Origin of the sequence: Nonomuraea sp. NPDC049129 (assembly GCF_040648495.1) — a bacterium.
Taxonomy (GTDB): domain Bacteria; phylum Actinomycetota; class Actinomycetes; order Streptosporangiales; family Streptosporangiaceae; genus Nonomuraea.
Genome location: NZ_JBEZDU010000021.1, coordinates 40,623 through 58,681 on the forward strand (window position 1 = coordinate 40,623; position 18,059 = coordinate 58,681).

Consider the following 18,059-nt stretch of genomic DNA (forward strand, 5'->3'; position numbering starts at 1 on the left):
TCAGCCGAGCTGCTCCGCGATGGCCTGCTCGACCAGTCGCAGCGCGTCGCCGACCGCCTCCGGTCGTGTGCCGCCGCCTTGCGCGACATCGTCCTTGCCGCCACCGCCACCCCCAAGCGCCTTGGCGGCGACGCCGACCAGTCGCCCGGCCTTGAGCTGACGCTCACGTCCCGCCTCGTTGACCGCGGCAACGACCACGGGCCGGTCGGAGGGGACACCCGCGATCACGATGACCGCCGGTCGGTCGGCCGGGAATCTGCCACGCACATCAAGCGCGAGCTTACGCAGGTCATCGGCTCCGGTGCCGTCAGGCGCGCGGTGCGTCACCACGAAGACTCCGCCCAGGTCACGAGCCTGCGCCGCCAGCTCGCCCGCCACTTGGAGCACCTGCGCGGACCGAAGCCGCTCCAGCTCCTTCTCGGCGGTGCGCAGGCGGGTGACGATGCCCTCGACGCGCTCGGGCAGCTCCTCGCGGCGCGCCTTGAGCTGCTCGGTGAGCTGGGCGACCAGCACGCTCTCGCGCGCCAGGAAGCGGAAGGCGTCGATGCCGACGAGCGCCTCGACACGGCGCACACCGGCGCCGACCGACTGCTCGCCAAGCACCTTGACCAGGCCGAGCTGGCCGGAGCTGTGCACGTGGGTGCCGCCGCAGAGCTCGCGCGAGTAGTCGCCGATCTCCACGACGCGGACCTCGTCGCCGTACTTCTCGCCGAACATCGCCAGCGCGCCCATCGCCCTGGCCTCCGTCTGGGAGGTGTAGAAGGCGTTGACCTTGAGGTCGTTGACGAGGACCGCGTTGACCTCGTCCTCGACGTCGCGCAGCACGCTCGGCGGCACCGCGCCCGCCGCGGTGAAGTCGAAGCGGAAGCGGCCGGGCGAGTTTTCCGAGCCGGCCTGCGCCGCCGTCTCACCCAGCGCGTTCTTGAAGCCGCGGTGGACGAGGTGGGTGGCGCTGTGGCTGCGCGAGATCGCGCGGCGCCGCTCGATGTCGATCTCCGCCTGGGCCTCGTCGCCGACCTTGAGCTCGCCCTTGCGGATCCGGCCGCGGTGCACGACGAGGCCCGCGAGCGGCGTCTGCACGTCGCGAATCTCCACCTCGGCGCCGCCGGTGCGGATCACGCCCTGGTCGGCGAGCTGGCCGCCGCCCTCGGCGTAGAAGGGGGTGCGGGAGAGCACGATCTCCACGTCGGTGCCCGCGCCCGCCGCGGGGACCGCGCCGCCGTCGACCAGGATGCCGACGATGCTCGTGTCGGCCTCGGTCTGGTCGTAGCCGAGGAACTCGACCCGGCCCGCCTTCTCCAGCAGCTGCCCGAAGACGGAGATGTCGGCGTTGCCGGTCTTCTTCGCCGCCGCGTCGGCCTTGGCGCGGTCGCGCTGCTCCTTCATCAGGCGGCGGAAGCCCTCTTCGTCGACCTGGAGCCCGTGCTCGGACGCCATTTCGAGCGTGAGGTCGATCGGGAAGCCGTAGGTGTCGTGCAGCTGGAACGCCTGCTCGCCGGAGAGCATCGAGCCGGACTTGCGCTTGGTCTCCTCCACCGTGACGTCGAACATGGCGGTGCCGGTGCGCAGCGTGCCGAGGAAGGACGCCTCCTCGGCGTCGATGACCCCGTGGATCTGCGGCGCGTCCGCCTTCAGCTGCGGATATTGCTCGCCCATGACCTCGATCGCGACCTCGGTCAGCGCGTGCATGTAGCGCTCGTCGCCGGAGCCGAGCAGGCGCAGGTTGCGGACCGAGCGGCGCAGGATGCGGCGCAGCACGTAGCCGCGGCCCTCGTTGCCGGGCATGACGCCGTCGGCGACCAGCATGGTGCCGGTGCGGACGTGGTCGGCGATCACTCGCAGGCTGACGTCGGAGCGGTGGTCACGGCCGTAGCGGGTCTTGGTGAGCTCGGCGGCCTTGTCGAGGATCTTGTAGGTGGTGTCGATCTCGTAGATGTTGTCGACGCCCTGCAGGATCGCCGCCATGCGCTCCAGGCCCATGCCGGTGTCGATGTTCTTGGCGGGCAGCTCGCCGACGATGTCGAAGTCGACCTTGCTACGGACCTCGCCGAGCTGGTCCTGCATGAAGACGAGGTTCCAGACTTCGAGGTAGCGGTTCTCGTCGGCGATGGGGCCGCCCTCGCGGCCGTATTCGGCGCCGCGGTCGTAGTAGATCTCCGAGCACGGTCCGCCGGGGCCCGGCACGCCCATGTGCCAGTAGTTGTCTTCGAGGCCGCGGCGCTGGATGCGCTCGAGGGGCAGCCCGACCTTGTTGTGCCAGATGTCGAGCGCCTCGTCGTCGTCGAGGTAGACGGTCGCCCACAGGCGGTCGGGGGGGAAGCCGAAGCCGCCCTCGGACTCCGGCTTGGTCAGCAGCTCCCAGGCGAACGGGATCACTTCGGCCTTGAAGTAGTCGCCGATGGAGAAGTTGCCCAGCATCTGGAAGAACGTCGCGTGCCGGGTGGTCTTGCCGACCTCGTCGATGTCGGGGGTGCGCACGCATTTCTGCGCGGTGGCCAGCCGGTCCGCCGGAGGCTTGCGCTGCCCCAGGAAGTACGGCTTGAAGGGCACCATACCCGCGTTGACCAGGAGAAGCGTCGGGTCCTCAGCGATCAGGCTGGCCGAGGGCACTACCTTGTGCCCACGCTCCTCGAAGAAGCGTAGGAAGCGGCGCGCGATCTCTGCCGACTCCATGGTGGCCATCCTTTGCGTTAGTCGTTGCTTTCAGGGTTGTCGAGCCCGAAACGGGCCCGCAACTCGATTTCGCGCTCCGCGGCCTCGCCGAGCGCGTCAGAAGTAAAGTCTCTCACCCGTCCGAGCATGCTCGCGGCGCCGCCGACGGTCCTGCGGGCCACGTGGTTGGGGTGGAGCGCCTGCAGCCTGCGCATCACCCAGAGGGTCAGCAGCGCGCCGAGCGACAGGTAGAACAGCCGTCTGATCATCGCCCTCGGCCCGCCTTGCGCGGCCTGCGGACCTCGATGGCCCTGCGTACACCGTAGCCGATGGAGGAGACCTTGATCAGCGGTCCGGTGAAGACGGTCTGGGTGACGGCGCTGAGCTTGGCGGCGTGGGAGCTCACCTGCTTGACGTCCTTGGCGATGGCCTCGACGGCCACCAGCTGCCGGTTGGTCTCGTTGACCGTCAGGCTCATGTCGTCGAGCAGCGGCGCCATGCGGGCGCTCAGGTCGGCCACCGCCCTGCTGGTCGCGGTGATCAGCCGGGTGAGCTTGACCAGCACCATGACGAGCACGCAGACCAAGACGATCCAGCCCGTGGCGGCGATCAGCCCGGCGACCTCTCCAGCGGTAAGCATCCGCTCATCTCCCTCGTACGCTGGGCCGGAACGGCAAGAACCCTATCGCGTTCGACGGCCCAGATTACTGGTGACGCCCGGCTCCATCAGGCCGCCACGTCGGCGGCCCCCGTTTCCCCGCTCGAACGGACCGGCCCGCGAGCGACACCGACCCCGAGGCCGACCAGCCGAACCCCGGCCCGTGCCGGACGGCCAGAAGTTCGTCTAGAGCCCGCCAGAAACCCGTCGACGGCCCGCCCCGGAGCCCGCCAAGCGACCGTCAAGAGCCCCGCAGGAAGTCACGTATCCGAGCCCACCGCTCGGCCAGCACGCCCTCCCCGCCGTGCTTGGTGGGCTCGTAGTAGCGCTTGCCGCGCACCTGCTCGGGCGCGTAGTCCTGGCGGACCAGCCCGTGGTCGAAGTCGTGCGGGTATTTGTAGCCGTCGCCGTGGCCCAGCTTGGCGGCGCCCGGATAGTGGGCGTCGCGCAGGTGGCCGGGCACCTGGCCGATCAGGCCGCGGCGTACGTCGCCGATCGCCGCTCCGATGGCCTTCACGACGGCGTTGGACTTGGGCGCCAGCGCGCAGTGGAGGACCGCGTGGGCCAGGTTGATCTGGCCCTCCGGCAGGCCGATGAGCTGCACGGCCTGGGCCGCGGCGACCGCGGTCTGCAGGCAGGTCGGGTCGGCCAGGCCAACGTCCTCCGAGGCGAAGATGACGATGCGGCGGGCGATGAAGCGCGGGTCCTCGCCCGCCTCGATCATGCGGGCCAGGTAGTGGAGCGCGGCGTCGGCGTCGGAGCCGCGCATCGACTTGATGAAGGCGCTGATGACGTCGTAGTGCTGGTCGCCCTGCCGGTCGTAGCGTACGGCCGCCTTGTCGACGGCCTTCTCCACGACCTCGACCGTGATGTCGTCGGACAGCAGCGCGGCGGCTTCGAGGTAGGTCAGGGAACGGCGGGCGTCGCCGCCGGCCAGGCGTACGAGATGGTCGACGGCCTCGGGGGCGACGGTGGCGCGGCCGCCGAGGCCGCGTTCGTCGGCCACCGCCCGCTCCAGGACCGCGCGGATGTCGTCGTCGGTCAGGGACTCGAGCGTGAGCAGCAACGAGCGCGACAGCAGGGGGGAGATGACCGAGAAGAAGGGGTTTTCGGTGGTGGCGCCGATGAAGGTGACCCAGCGGTTCTCGACGGCGGGCAGCAGGGCGTCCTGCTGGGCCTTGTTGAAGCGGTGGACCTCGTCGACGAAGAGCACGGTCTGCCGGCCGCTCATGCCCAGCTCGCGCTTGGCGACGTCGATGGCGGCGCGTACGTCCTTGACCCCGGCCGAGACGGCGGAGACCTCGACGAAGCGCCGCTTGGTGACGTTGGAGACGACGTAGGCGAGCGTCGTCTTGCCGGTGCCGGGCGGCCCCCACAGGAAGAGCGACATCGGCGCCTCGCTCTCGACGAGCCTGCGCAGCGGGGTGCCCGCGCCGAGCAGGTGACGCTGGCCGATCACCTCGTCGAGCGTGCGCGGCCGCATCCGGACCGCGAGGGGCTGGGGTGTGGCCTCCTCAGCCGCCGAATCGAACAGACTCTCCACAACGCGAGTTTACGGGGTGGACCGCGTCCAGCGGTCCACCATCAGGCAAGCGGGCTTCGGTCCACCACCAGGCACACGGGCTTCGGTCCAAGGAGCGGGCCAGGCATCACAGACAACCCTTTCACCACAAGCGAGCGGCCCGGGCATCCCAGACAGCTCTTCCACCACCAGGGAGCGGGCTACGCGCCCCAGACGGCTCTCGCGCCCGAGTCACCGGCCCGGAAGACGAAGTAGCCGACCACCACGGCCAGCAGCACCGTCACGCCGGACAGCACGAGGGTGACAGGGCGGCCGAACCTGTCGCCGAGCGAGCCGCGACTCGGGCTCGTGGCGTAGACGAGCAGCAACGCGGCGACTCCGAGGCCGGCCGTCGACAGGAGCAATGGGTTGGCGAAGCTCTCATGGGTCTCGATCCGCTGGCCCAGGGTGCCGTCGACCGAGGCGAAGCGGGACGCCTTGAGGCTCTCGCCGCTCTCCTTGGCCGCGAAGACGGCCACAGGCGCCCCCAGGGAGAGCAGTACCACCGCCCAGGCCAGCAGCGGCCGCCAGCGGTGCAGGACCGTGTACGCCACAGAGGCGGCCGCGAGGAGCGGGGTCAGCACCACGGCGAAGTGGATGATCAGCGGATGGGCGGGCAAGCCGAAGATCTCGTCGAACATGTCTGCACTCCTAGTTCTCATTTCAACTACGAATGGCGACACGATATGGTTCGCGGTCCATCCCGTCACTACGAGTGGTTTCCTCCTCTTACGTCCGGCACATCGCAGGGCCGGTAGCATTCCCGGAGTTGTTTGGTCATGTACTGGCAAAAGTGGAGGACATACCGGTGAGCGGCGAGGACGACCGCCAGAGCCAGTTGGCTCGGGAACACAAGGAGCGGCAGGAGCAGCGCGCGGCGGCGGACAGCGCCAAGGGGAAGCGGAACGTCTTCATCGGCGCGGGCTTGGCCGTGGTCGTGGTGGCGGGCGGCATCTTCGCCGCGACCACGCTGGTCAACAAGGATGACGCGGGCAAGAAGGTCTCGGCCGAGAGCACTCCGTCGGCCTCCACGCCGCCCAGCGCCGCACCCTCGCCGACGCCGTCGCTGTCCTCGATACCGAAGAAGACCGGCAAGATATCCTGCACCTACAAGCGGGACACCTCGGACGTACCGATGAAGTACGTGGGCCTGCCGGGCAGCCACCCGAACATGAAGCTGAAGACGATGACCGTCTTCACCAACCACGGCAAGATCGTCATCGACGTCGACCCGGCCGCCACCCCCTGCTCGGTCAACTCGATGGACTTCCTGGCCAAGAAGAACTTCTACAACAACACCAAGTGCCACCGCCTGGTGACGCCGGAGACGGCGGGGCTGTTCCTGCTGCAGTGCGGCGACCCCAAGGCCAAGGCCGACGGCAAGAACCCGACAGACGGCCAGGGCACGGCGGGCTACGTCTACCAGGACGAGGCCGTCGGCGCGATTCCGTACACCCGCGGCGTGGTGTTCCTCACCCAGCCGCAGGACGCGGCCGGGCAGAACAGCAGCCAGTTCGCCATCTCACTGTCGGACGAGAACTCGCAGATCGAGGGCCAGTACTCGGTGCTCGGCATGGTCCGCTCGGGCCTGGAGATCATCGAGAAGGTCGCCAAGGACGGCGTCATCGTCAACGACCAGGACATCGTCGGCGACGGCGGCTCGACCGCCCCGAAGAACCCGATCATCATCGAGAAGGTCACGCTCCGCTAGCCGGACACGAAGAGGGCGCCCCGCCTCTCCTGAACCGGAGAGGCGGGGCGCCCTCTTTCGTCGTCGGTCAGCCTTCGTTCTTGGGCTTGGCGTCGACGCCCGCCTCCTTGCGCTGGTCCACCGTGATGGGCGTGGGCGCGCCGGTGAGCGGGTCGAAGCCCGAGGCGGTCTTCGGGAAGGCGATCACGTCGCGGATCGACTCACCGCCGGACAGCAGCATGCAGATGCGGTCCCAGCCGTAGGCGATGCCTCCGTGCGGGGGCGGGCCGTACTTGAACGCCTCCAGCAGGAAGCCGAACTTGTTCTCGGCCTCCTCCTTGGAGATGCCCAGCACATCGAAGACCCGCTGCTGCATCTCCGCCCGGTGGATACGGATGGAGCCGCCGCCGATCTCCATGCCGTTGCAGACCATGTCGTAGGCGTAGGCCAGGGCCTCGCCGGGGTGGTCCTGGAAGTTGTCCGCCCATTCGGGCTTGGGGCCGGTGAACGGGTGGTGCACGGCCGTCCAGCCGCCCTCGCCGTCCTCCTCGAACATGGGCGCGTCGACGACCCACAGGAACGACCACAGCGACTCGTCGATGAGGCCACAGCGGCGGCCGATCTCCAGCCGGGCCGCGCCGAGCAGGTCGCGCGCCGCGTTGCGCGCGCCGGCCGCGAAGAAGACCGCGTCGCCCGGCTGGGCGCCAACCTTCGCCGCGAGTCCGGAAATTTCCTCTTCTGAGAGGTTCTTCGCCACCGGGCCGCCGAGCGTGCCGTCCTCCTGGACGAGCACGTACGCCAGGCCCTTGGCGCCGCGCGAGCGCGCCCAGTCCTGCCAGCCGTCGAGCTCCTTGCGGGTCTGCGAGCCGCCGCCCGGCATGACGACCGCGCCCACGTAGTCGGCCTGGAACACGCGGAAGGAGGTGCCGGCGAAGTAGTCGGTCATCTCGACGAGCTCCTGGCCGAAGCGCAGGTCGGGCTTGTCGGAGCCGTAGCGGGCCATCGCGTCGGCGTAGGTCATGCGGGGCAGCGGCGTCGGGATCTCGTAGCCGACCGTCTCCCGCCACACGCGGCCGATGAGCTTCTCGCCGACCGCGATGACGTCTTCCTGGTCGACGAACGACATCTCGACATCGATCTGGGTGAACTCCGGCTGCCGGTCGGCCCGCAGGTCCTCGTCGCGGTAGCACTTGGCGAGCTGGTAGTAGCGCTCGAGCCCGCCCACCTGGAGCAGCTGCTTGAACAGCTGCGGCGACTGCGGCAGCGCGTACCAGTTGCCCGGCTGGAGCCGGACCGGCACCAGGAAGTCGCGCGCGCCCTCAGGCGTGGACCTGGTCAGCGTCGGCGTCTCGACGTAGACGAAGCCGAGCTCGTGCATGACCTCGTTGGCCAGGTAGGTGGCCTTCGAGCGAACCCGCAGGGCATTGGCCACCTGCGGGCGGCGAATGTCGAGATAGCGGTATTTGAGGCGGGCCTCCTCGGAGACGCCCGCGCTGCCCTCGATCGGGAAGGGCAGCGGCGCGGACTCGCTGAGCACCTCGACCCGCTCGGCGACGACCTCGATCGCGCCGGTGGGCAGCTCGGGGTTCTCGTTGCCCTCCGGCCTGACCCGGACCTGGCCGACCACCTGCACGCAGTATTCGGCGCGCAGGTCGTGGGCGTGGTCCTCCTCGCGGAAGACCACCTGCGCCGAGCCGGAGGCATCGCGCAGGTCGATGAAGACCACACCGCCGTGATCACGGCGCCTGGCCACCCATCCTGCCAGCGTCACCTGCTGCCCGGCGTGCTCCTCTCGGAGCGACCCGGCGGTATGCGTGCGCATCACTGCACTTTCCCCTTCAAGACATCGACGACCTGGGCCAGCGGCACCTCGGTCTGCTCAGCGGTGGTCAGGTCCTTCAGTTGTACGGCCTGCGCGGCCAGGTCACGCTCGCCCAGGATCAGCGCGAACCGGGCACCCGAGCGATCGGCGCCCTTCATCGCGCCCTTGAGCCCCTTGCCGCCGTAAGCAAGGTCGGCGCTGACGCCCGCCTGGCGCAGCTCGGTCACGAGCAGGAACATCCGGCGGCGGGCTTCGTCACCCAGCGGGACACCGTACACCTGGACGCGTCCCGGTGCGCTCTCGCCGATCAACCCCTCGGCCTCCATGGCGAGGAACGTGCGATCGACGCCCAGCGCCCAGCCGACGCTGGGCAGGGGCGGCCCGCCGAGCATCTCGCTCAGCCCGTCGTAGCGTCCGCCGCCGCCGACCGCGGACTGCGAGCCGAGCCCGTCGTGCACGAACTCGAACGTGGTGCGCGTGTAGTAGTCGAGCCCGCGCACCAGCCGCGGATCGTCCTCGTAGGCCACGCCGGCGGCGCTCAGCAGCCCGCGGACCTCCTCGTGGTAGGACTTGCAGGCGGCGCACAAGTGGTCGACGACCAGGGGCGCGCCGGTCAGCTGCGCCTGCACCTCGGGCCGCTTGTCGTCGAGCACCCGCAACGGATTGATCTCGATCCGGGCCCTGGTGTCCGCGTCGAGGTCGAGCCCGCGCAGGAACTCCTGCAGCGCGGCCCGGTAGGCCGGCCGGCAGGTCTTGTCGCCCAACGAGTTGATCAGCAGCCGGACGCCCGTCAGGCCGAGCGCGGCGAAGCCCTGGGCGCCCAGCACGATGATCTCGGCGTCGAGCGCGGGATCCTCGGAGCCGAGCGCCTCGGCGCCGACCTGCCAGAAGTGACGGTAGCGGCCCTTCTGGGAGCGTTCGTAGCGGAACTGACTGCCGGAGTACCACAGCTTGACCGGGAGCTGGCCGTTGTGCAGACCGTGCTGCAGGACGGCGCGTACGACCGACGCGGTGCCCTCTGGACGCAGCGTCAGGGAGCGGCCCGCCTTGTCGGGAAAGGTGTACATCTCCTTGGACACGATGTCGGTCGACTCACCCACGCCCCTGGCGAACAGCTGGGTGTCCTCGAACACCGGCGTCTCGATGTAGCCGTAGCCGGCCAGCCGCGCGGGCGCGACGAGTGCCTCGCGCACGGCGAGGACCTGCTCGGAGCGGGGCGGCAGCCAGTCGAAGGTGCCCTTTGGCGCTTGGAAACTCATGAGATCCCTGTTAGATGCCTCGTGTGGGACCGGCGTGCGGCGCGGCTTCCTTCAGATATGGATTGGTGGCGCGCTCGTGGCCGATCGTGGTCTGTGGTCCGTGGCCCGGCAGGACGACCGTATCGTCAGGCAGCGGCAGGCACTTGCCGGCCAGGCTGCGCAGGATCGTCGGGTAGTTGCCGCCCGGCAGGTCGGTGCGGCCGATGGAGCCGGCGAACAGCAGGTCACCCGAGAACAGGATGTCGTCATCGGGCAGCCGGAAGCTCACCGACCCCCTGGTATGGCCGGGGGTGTGGTCGACCACGAGCTCCAGCCCGGCCAGCGGCAGCACGGCGCCGTCGGACAGCTCCCGCACGTCGTCGGGCTCGCTCAGCGTGATGCCACCGAACATCGCCGAGCTCGACGGCGACCAGCCCGCGGCCGGATCGCTCAGCAGGTGGCGATCGTCGGGATGGATCCAGGCGGGCACGTCGCGCGCGCCGCAGACCGGGGCCACCGACCAGACGTGGTCGAGGTGTCCGTGGGTGAGCAGCACCGCCACCGGCTTGAGCCGGTGTTCTCTCAGCAGTTCCTCGACCCCGTCGACCGCGTCCTGACCTGGATCGACGATCACGCACTCCTCGCCCGCTGCGGGCGCGACGACGTAACAATTGGTCTGGAAGGCCCCTGCGGGGAAGCCTGCGATGAGCATCTGCCTCAGCTGATCTCGTCAAAAAAGCCAATGGGAATGTAACCGAAGGGTACCGGTGCGGGTCGCCGGGCTGCGAATCATTACCCGTTGGCCGATACGATTCGCCCACCTCAGTTGATTGACTATGGGAGGCAAAGCGGTGGCCACGGGGAAGGACCGGCAGAAACAGCTGGCACGCGAGCACCACGAGCGGCAGCTGGCACGCCGTCTCGAACGCGAGCAGCGCGCCAAGCGCACGGCGATCATCGGCTCCACGGTAGGCGTGGTCGTCGTGGTGGGGGGCATCGTGGCGGCGGTCGCGTTGCTGGGCGGCGGCGATGACTCGAAGACCGACGCCGCCGCGACGGCGCAGCCTTCGACCTCCGCCCAGGACACGGCGGCGCCCACGGCCTCGGCTTCGGCCGCCGCCGGGCCCAAGCCGTTCGACGCCAAGACCGGCACCTGCGACTACGTCGCCGAAAAGGGCGGCGGCGTGGTCAAGGACGTCGGGCTGCCGCCGAAGAAGGTGAAACTCAAGCCGGCGACCAAGACGATGACGCTCAACACCAACCTGGGCGACATCGAGGTGCAGCTCGACAACGCCAAGGCGCCGTGCACGGTCAACTCGCTGGCCTACCTGGCGGAGAAGAAGTTCTACGACGGCAGCAAGTGCCACCGGCTCGGCAGCGCCCAGTTCCCGATGCTGCAGTGCGGAGACCCGCAGGCCAAGGCCGACGGCAAGGGCGAGTCGGACGGCGCGGGCGGCCCCGGCTACGTCATGGCCGAGGAGAACCTCAAGGGCGCCACCTACAAGCGCGGCGTGATGGCGATGGCCAAGACGCAGGCGCCGGGCAGCACCGGAAGCCAGTTCTTCCTGGTCTTCGGCGACCTCGGACTCACCCCGGATTACACACCGGTGGGTACCATCACCAAGGGTCTGGACATCCTAGACAAGGTGAACAAAGCAGGTGTCATCACTCCCATGCAGGATGGTACGGGCGCACCTAAGGAAACCGTCGAAATCAAAAGCGTGACATTCTCTGGCAAGAGCTGACGTAATACAAACTAGGGACAGTAGTCCCGAAGGGTCTGATGGATAGTGCGGGAGGACACGGTGAGCACCGACCCGTGGGGCCGGGTAGACGACGACGGCACCGTCTACGTGCGTACGGCTGAGGGAGAGCGAGCCGTCGGGTCCTGGCAGGCCGGTGAACCGGACGAGGCGCTGGCCTACTTCCATCGCAAGTACGACGAGCTGGCCGGCCAGGTCACGCTGCTGGAGCAGCGGCTGAAAGGCACCGACCTGGCCCCGGCGCAGGCCGAGGCCAGCATCGTCAAGCTCCGCGAAGCGGTCGCCGACGCGCACGCCATCGGCGACCTCGCCGCGCTGACGGCCCGTCTCGACGGCCTGACGGAGGCGGTCGCGCAGCGGCGCGAGGAGGTCAAGGCCGCGCGCGAGCACGCGCGCGCCGAGGCCAGGACGGTCAAGGAACGCATCGTCGACGAGGCCGAGCGCATCGCCGACGAGACCACCCACTGGAAGTCGGGCGGTGAGCGGCTGCGCCAGCTGGTCGAGGAGTGGAAGGCGGCCGACCGCATCGACCGCGTCACCGAGGCGGCGCTGTGGAAGCGGCTGTCGGCCGCCCGCACCGCCTTCGCCAAGCGGCGCAAGCAGTACTTCGCGGGGCTCGACGAGCAGCGTGAGGGCGTACGCGCGGAGAAGGAGCGCATCGTCGCCGAGGCGGAGGCGATCGCCGACTCGACCGACTGGGGCACGACGGCGGCCGTCTACCGCGACCTGATGCAGCGCTGGAAGAGCGCGGGCCGGGCGTCGCGGGAGGCCGAGGACGAGCTGTGGGCGCGCTTCAAGGGCGCCCAGGACCTGTTCTTCCAGGCCCGCTCGGCGGTGTTCGCCGAGCGCGACGCGTCCCTGGCGGCCAACGCCGAGCTCAAGGAGGTGTTGCTGACGGAGGCCGAGAAGATCCTTCCGGTCACCGACGTCCGCACGGCCAGGGCGGCGCTGCGCCACATCCTGGAGCGCTGGGAGGCGGCCGGTCCGGTGCCGCGCGAGCAGCGCGACCGCCTCGAAGGCGGCCTGCGCAAGGTGGACGACGCCGTGCGCAAGGCCGAGGACGCCGAGTGGAAGCGGTCCAACCCCGAGGCCAGGGCCCGCGCCCAGAGCACGGTCGACCAGCTGCGCACCTCGATCGAGCAGCTGGAGAAGCGCCTGGCCAAGGCTCAGGCGGCCGGACGCGCCAAGGACGTGAAGGAGGCCGAGGAAGCCATCACGGCCCGCCGCTCGTGGCTGGAGGAGGCCGAGCGGACGCTGGCCGAGTTCAGCTGAGGTTCGCGAAGATCCACTGAGGGCCGATCCACTGAGGTTCGCGCCGATCCGCAGGCGAAGGGGGTCGCCTGCGTACCCGGCGCCCGGCATGTCCTGCGTTGGGGCTGTCCGGCGTCGGGGATGCCCCGTGTTCGGGGTGCCCGGCCGGCTCGGGGAGTTCTAAGGTGTTGGGCATGGAACCTGTGCCCGCCGCGCGCGCCCTGGTCGCCGAGCTGTTCCCGGACGCGCTCTACGCCTTCCTGGGCGGCAGCGCGCTGACCGGCCACCGCACGAGCCGGTCCGATCTCGACGTGGTCGTGGTGCTGGACGGCCTGGCCGTGCCCTACCGCGAGTCGCTGCGGTGGCATGAGTGGCCGGTCGACCTGCTGGTGCACACCGAGCTGAGCCTGACCGGCTGGGCCGACCGCGATCTGGCCGCCCGCTGGCCGACCCTGCCGCGCCTGTGCGCCGAGGGCGTGGTGCTCACCGACCGGGCGGGCCGCGCCGCCGAGGTCCAGGCGGTCATGCGCGAACGCCTCTCCGCCGGTCCCGCCCCCGCCGCGCCCCGGATGCTGGACCGGGCCCGCTACGTCCTGTCGGACCTGCTCGACGACCTGGCGGGCGCGACGGACCCGGGCGAGCTGGCGTTCATCCGCTGGCAGGTCGTCGAGGAGTCGGCCCGGCTGGCGCTGACGTCCGCGGGCCGCTGGCACGGCTCGGGCAAATGGCTGCTGCGCGAGCTGCGCGCGTACGACGCCGCGCTCGCCGACGAACTGCTGTCCGCCCACGACGATCCGGCACGCCTGGCCGCCACGGCAGGAAGCGTGCTGGAGCAGGCCGGAGGGCGCCTGTGGGAGGGCTACCGGGCCGATGGGGACCCGTTCCACCAGCGGCTGCGCCACATCGCCTCAGGCGATCTGACGTCCGAGACCGCCCAGAGCTCCGGCATGCACCGCCTGGCCGCCGTCAGCGGGCGTACGGCCGGGTCCGGCAAGCTGTGGATGGGCCAGACCCACGTCGCCCCGTCGACGCGCTCGGCCGATCACCACCATGGGGAGTCGGAGACGGCCATCTACGTGGTCAGCGGCACGCCATCGTTCGTGTTCCTCGACCCCCAGGACGCACGCGAGACGCGGCTGGAGACGAAGCCCGGTGACTATATCTTCGTCCCGCCCTATGTCCCGCACCGCGAAGAAAATCCCGATCCGGAGCAGGAGGCCGTGGTCGTCATCGCCCGCAGCACGCAGGACGCGATCGTGGTCAACCTGCCCGATCTGTCCACCCACCTGAGCCGCCGGCCCGGCACCTGATCTCCTGGTCCGGCTACGTGCTCGCGCCGCTGACCCGGTAGACGTCGAAAACGCCCTGGATGTTGCGGACGGCCTTCAGCACATGACCGAGATGCTTGGGATCGCCCATCTCGAAGGTGAACTTGCTGACCGCCACCCGGTCCCGCGACGTGGTCACCGAGGCGCTGAGGATGTTGACGTGCTGGTCGGACAGGGTCCGGGTGACATCGGACAGCAGGCGGGGCCGATCGAGGGCCTCGACCTGGATGGCCACCAGGAAGACCGAGTCGTCGCCCGGCGACCAGCTCACCTCCACCAGGCGGTCGGGCTGCGACTTGAGCTGCATGATGTTGGTGCAGTCGGCGCGGTGCACGGACACGCCGTGCCCCCGGGTGACGAAGCCGACGATCTCGTCGCCGGGCACCGGGGTGCAGCACTTCGACAGGCGTACCCAGACATCGGAGTCGCCCGCGACGACCACGCCCGCGCCGCCGCCCCGGGGACGGCCGCGCAGGCGCGTCGGGAGCGAGGTCTCGGCGATGTCCTCCTCGGCGCTGTCGACGCCGCCGATGGAGGCCACGAGCTTCTGCACGACCGTCTGCGCGGCGACGTGCCCCTCCCCCACGGCCGCGTAGAGCGCGGACACGTCGGGATAGCGCAGGTCGCGGGCCAGGGCCAGCAGCGACTCGCCGGACATCAGGCGTTGCAGCGGCAGCCCCTGCTTGCGCATGGCCCGGCCGATGGCCTCCTTGCCCGCCTCGATCGCGGTCTCGCGGCGCTCCTTGGAGAACCACTGGCGGATCTTGTTGCGGGCGCGGCCGGACTTGACGAACTTGAGCCAGTCGCGTGACGGACCGGCGTCGGGCGACTTCGAGGTGAAGATCTCGACCGTGTCGCCGTTGCCCAGCCGCGATTCCAGCGGCACCAGGCGGCCGTTCACGCGGGCGCCGATGCAGCGGTGACCGACCTCGGTGTGGACCGCGTAGGCGAAGTCGACCGGGGTCGCCCCCTCCGGCAGCGCCACCACCTGGCCGCGCGGGGTGAAGACGTAGACCTCGGAGACCGACAGGTCGAAGCGGAGCGATTCCAGGAACTCGCCCGGGTCGGAGGTCTCCTTCTGCCAGTCGAGGAGCTGGCGCAGCCAGGCCATGTCGCTGCCCGGCTTGACCTTGCCGGCGGGGCCCGGGGCGCCGACCTCCTCTTTGTACTTCCAGTGGGCGGCCACGCCGTATTCGGCCCTGTGGTGCATGGCGTGCGTGCGGATCTGCAGCTCGACGGGCTTGCCCTCGGGACCGATCACCGTGGTGTGCAGCGATTGGTACATGTTGAACTTGGGCATCGCGATGTAGTCCTTGAACCGGCCGGGGACCGGGTTCCAGCGCGCGTGGATCGTCCCGAGGGCCGCGTAGCAGTCGCGCACGCTGTCGACGAGGACTCTGATGCCCACCAGGTCGTAGATGTCGTCGAAGGCCACGTCCCTGGCGATCATCTTCTGGTAGACCGAGTAGTAGTGCTTGGGCCGGCCCTTGACCAGCGCGCGGATCTTGGCGTCGCGCAGGTCGCCGGAGACCTTCTCGATGACCTCCTGCAGGAACAGGTCCCTGCGCGGGGCCCGCTCCGACACCATGCGCGCGATCTCGTCGTAGCGCTTGGGGTAGAGCATGGCGAAGGCGAGGTCCTCGAGCTCCCACTTGATGGTGTTCATGCCCAGGCGGTGGGCCAGCGGGGCGAAGATCTCCAGGGTCTCGCGGGACTTCTGGTGGCGCTTGTGCTCGGGCAGGTAGCGCATCGTGCGCATGTTGTGCAGCCGGTCGGCCAGCTTGATGATCAGCACCCGGATGTCGCGCGACATCGCCACGACCATCTTGCGCACCGTCTCGGCCTGCGCGGCGTCGCCGAACTTGACCTTGTCGAGCTTGGTGACCCCGTCGACCAGCGAGGCGATCGTCTCGCCGAAGTCGCCGCGCAGCTCGTCGAGGCCGTAGGCGGTGTCCTCGACAGTGTCGTGCAGCAGGGCCGCGCAGAGCGTCTCGTCGTCGGTGCCCAGCTCGGCCAGGATGGTGGCCACGGCCAGCGGGTGGGTGATGTACGGGTCGCCGCTCTTCCGCTTCTGGTCGCGGTGGTGGTAGGCGGCGACGTCGTAGGCGTGCTCGATCAGGCGCAGGTCGGCCTTGGGGTGGGTGGCGCGAACCGTCCTGAACAGCGGCTCCAGCACCGGATTCATGGCCCCACCCCCAAATCGCCGTCGACGCACCGCCGGGACACCGGGCGCCGTCTCGGCACTCCCAGCGTCGGTTACGTCGGGCACGACCACATCACGGGGCACACAGACTCCTTACTATCGAGTCCAGGCCCCCCAGTGTATCCAGGTGACAAACCTGGCCTCTCTCGGGGCGGGCTCAGACGATCACAAGGGAGCGCAAATCCACTCCCGCGAGACGCTCGCGTCCCTTGAGAAAGGCCAGCTCCATCAGTACGGCGACGCCGACGACCTCGGCACCGGCCCTGCGCACCAGTTGTACGGTGGCCTCCGCCGTGCCGCCGGTGGCGAGCACGTCATCGACGATGAGCACCCGGTCGCCTTCGGCGAAGGCGTCGCGGTGCACCTCGATGGTCGCGGATCCGTACTCGAGATCGTAGGACTCCTCCAGGGTTTCGGAGGGGAGTTTGCCCTTTTTTCTGATGGGCACGAATCCGGCCCCCGCCCGGTAGGCCACCGGAGCGGCCAGAATGAAGCCCCGCGCCTCGATCCCGACGATCTTGTCCACGTCGAACGCGCCGGCCAGTTCGTCGACCACGGCCGTGAACGCCACCGGGTCGGCCAGTAGCGGGGTGATGTCCTTGAACATGACTCCCGCCTGGGGGTAGTCGGGAACGTCCCTGATCCGGTCGCAGATCAACGAGCTCAGGTCGCTCATGACGGCACTCCTTCGGTTGACCGCCTGGCGGTCCTCTCCCACGACTGACGGCCTCCATGATGGCCCATCCGGCGGACCACCGGCGCCTGCCGGGGGGTGGTAAGTGGCATTCACCCGGTTATGTCCGGCCCTGTGAGGGCCCTCAGGGCTTCTACAAGCCGACGCCCCCGCCCATCTGGGCGGAGGCGTCGTTCACGCGTGTGCGGGCCCGTGTGGGCCGAGCCGGGCTAGCCCTTGGCCGTCGCCGCGCTCTTGGCGCCCTTGCCACCCTTGGTGCCGGTGGAGGCGAGCCGCCTGGCGATGGCCTGGTATTTCGGCTCCCGCTCCTTCAGCGTCACCAGCAGCGGCGTGGCCACGCACAGCGAGGAGTAGGTGCCGACGATCATGCCCACGAACAGGGCCAGCGACAGGTCCTTCAGCGTGCCCGCGCCGAGCAGCGTGGTGCCGATGAACAGGATCGCCGCCACCGGCAGGATCGCGACCAGCGAGGTGTTCAGTGATCGGATCAGCGTGTGGTTGAGGGCGTTGTTGGCCGCCATCGAGTAGGTCTGCTTCGACGTGGTGCCCAGCTTGGCCGTGACTTCCTTGATCATGTCGAACACCACGACCGCGTCGTAGAGCGAATAACCAAGGATGGTCAGGAAGCCGAGCAGCGTCGCGGGCGTGACCTCGAAGCCCGACCAGGCGTAGACGCCCGCCGTGATGACGAGGTCGTGGATGAGCGCGACGATGGCGGCCAGCGCCATCTTCGGCTCGAACGCCATGGACAGGTAGAGAATGATCGCCAGCATGAAGACGCCCAGGCCGATCCACGCCTTCTTGGAGACCTCACCGCCCCAGGACGCGCCGATCGACTGGATGTCGACGTCCTTGACCGGGACGCTGAAGTCCTTCGCGATGCCGTTCTGGACCTTGGTCACCGCCGCCGTGTCAAGGGTCTCAGTGGTGACCCGCCAGCGGTCGCCGGCCGTCTGCACGATCGGCTGGTGCACGCCCTCGTCGAGGAAGGAGGAGCGGACCTGCTGGATGGTGGCGGTCTGCGCCTTGAAGGAGAAGACCGACCCGCCCTTGAACTCCACGCCCAGGTTGAGCCCGTTGATGAGCAGCCCGGCGAGGGAGACGATCAGCAGGAAGCCGGAAAGGCTGTACCAGAGCTTCCAGCGGCCGACGAAGTCAACGTCGATCTCGCCGCGGTAGAGGCGACGCCCCAGTCCCAT

At 69.4% G+C, this 18,059-nt stretch carries 15 protein-coding genes; 4 read left to right on the forward strand and 11 right to left on the reverse strand.

What is annotated here, in order from left to right; all coding sequences use genetic code 11:
* From alaS to AB0B64_RS44710, 5 genes are all read right to left on the reverse strand, one after another.
* Positions 1-2,673, reverse strand: a complete 2,673-nt coding sequence (gene alaS / locus AB0B64_RS44690; protein WP_357955536.1) for an alanine--tRNA ligase — start codon at positions 2,671-2,673, stop codon at positions 1-3.
* A 17-nt stretch (positions 2,674-2,690) separates the two neighbouring features.
* On the reverse strand, positions 2,691-2,921 hold the full coding sequence (locus tag AB0B64_RS44695) for a hypothetical protein (protein WP_225298225.1): 231 nt from the start codon (positions 2,919-2,921) through the stop codon (positions 2,691-2,693).
* Complete coding sequence (locus AB0B64_RS44700; RefSeq protein ID WP_357955538.1) at positions 2,918-3,292, reverse strand: DUF948 domain-containing protein; 375 nt, start codon at positions 3,290-3,292, stop codon at positions 2,918-2,920. Before AB0B64_RS44700 ends, AB0B64_RS44695 begins: the two co-directional genes overlap by 4 nt.
* A gap of 259 nt (positions 3,293-3,551) precedes the next feature.
* A complete protein-coding gene (locus AB0B64_RS44705) occupies positions 3,552-4,853 on the reverse strand; it encodes a replication-associated recombination protein A (RefSeq protein WP_357955540.1) in 1,302 nt (433 codons plus the stop codon).
* 179 nt (positions 4,854-5,032) lie between these two features.
* Positions 5,033-5,512, reverse strand: coding sequence for a hypothetical protein (locus tag AB0B64_RS44710; protein ID WP_358187188.1), 480 nt, complete (start codon positions 5,510-5,512; stop codon positions 5,033-5,035).
* Positions 5,513-5,664: 152 nt separating this feature from the next.
* Between AB0B64_RS44710 and AB0B64_RS44715 the strand changes: the two genes are divergently transcribed.
* Positions 5,665-6,582 (forward strand): peptidylprolyl isomerase, encoded by a 918-nt coding sequence (locus AB0B64_RS44715; RefSeq protein WP_357955544.1) that lies wholly within the window; start codon positions 5,665-5,667, stop codon positions 6,580-6,582.
* Between the two features lie 67 nt (positions 6,583-6,649).
* Here AB0B64_RS44715 and aspS read toward each other — a convergent pair whose 3' ends face one another.
* Genes aspS through AB0B64_RS44730 form a run of 3 tightly spaced genes read right to left on the reverse strand, consistent with a single transcriptional unit; the run spans position 6,650 to position 10,333 of the window.
* A complete protein-coding gene (gene aspS, locus AB0B64_RS44720) occupies positions 6,650-8,386 on the reverse strand; it encodes an aspartate--tRNA ligase (RefSeq protein WP_358187193.1) in 1,737 nt (578 codons plus the stop codon).
* Positions 8,383-9,642 (reverse strand): histidine--tRNA ligase, encoded by a 1,260-nt coding sequence (gene hisS, locus AB0B64_RS44725; protein ID WP_357955548.1) that lies wholly within the window; start codon positions 9,640-9,642, stop codon positions 8,383-8,385. The genes aspS and hisS overlap by 4 nt, the downstream gene beginning before the upstream one ends.
* 10 nt (positions 9,643-9,652) lie before the next feature.
* Positions 9,653-10,333 (reverse strand): MBL fold metallo-hydrolase, encoded by a 681-nt coding sequence (locus AB0B64_RS44730; protein ID WP_358187198.1) that lies wholly within the window; start codon positions 10,331-10,333, stop codon positions 9,653-9,655.
* A 139-nt stretch (positions 10,334-10,472) separates the two neighbouring features.
* Here AB0B64_RS44730 and AB0B64_RS44735 point away from each other — a divergent pair, with 139 nt between their 5' ends.
* The 3 genes from AB0B64_RS44735 to AB0B64_RS44745 all read left to right on the forward strand — a co-directional run bounded on the left by AB0B64_RS44735 (position 10,473) and on the right by AB0B64_RS44745 (position 13,945).
* On the forward strand, positions 10,473-11,366 hold the full coding sequence (locus AB0B64_RS44735) for a peptidylprolyl isomerase (protein ID WP_357955552.1): 894 nt from the start codon (positions 10,473-10,475) through the stop codon (positions 11,364-11,366).
* Positions 11,367-11,426: 60 nt separating this feature from the next.
* Positions 11,427-12,656: a DUF349 domain-containing protein gene (locus AB0B64_RS44740; protein WP_357955554.1), complete on the forward strand. Its 1,230-nt coding sequence runs from the start codon at positions 11,427-11,429 to the stop codon at positions 12,654-12,656.
* 173 nt (positions 12,657-12,829) lie between these two features.
* Positions 12,830-13,945 (forward strand): cupin domain-containing protein, encoded by a 1,116-nt coding sequence (locus tag AB0B64_RS44745; protein ID WP_358187205.1) that lies wholly within the window; start codon positions 12,830-12,832, stop codon positions 13,943-13,945.
* A gap of 13 nt (positions 13,946-13,958) precedes the next feature.
* Here the strand turns inward: AB0B64_RS44745 and AB0B64_RS44750 are convergent, their stop codons facing one another.
* From AB0B64_RS44750 to secF, 3 genes are all read right to left on the reverse strand, one after another.
* Positions 13,959-16,148, reverse strand: a complete 2,190-nt coding sequence (locus tag AB0B64_RS44750) for a bifunctional (p)ppGpp synthetase/guanosine-3',5'-bis(diphosphate) 3'-pyrophosphohydrolase (protein ID WP_357955558.1) — start codon at positions 16,146-16,148, stop codon at positions 13,959-13,961.
* 175 nt (positions 16,149-16,323) lie between these two features.
* Complete coding sequence (locus tag AB0B64_RS44755; RefSeq protein ID WP_357955560.1) at positions 16,324-16,842, reverse strand: adenine phosphoribosyltransferase; 519 nt, start codon at positions 16,840-16,842, stop codon at positions 16,324-16,326.
* Between the two features lie 227 nt (positions 16,843-17,069).
* Complete coding sequence (gene secF, locus AB0B64_RS44760) at positions 17,070-18,059, reverse strand: protein translocase subunit SecF (RefSeq protein WP_358187212.1); 990 nt, start codon at positions 18,057-18,059, stop codon at positions 17,070-17,072.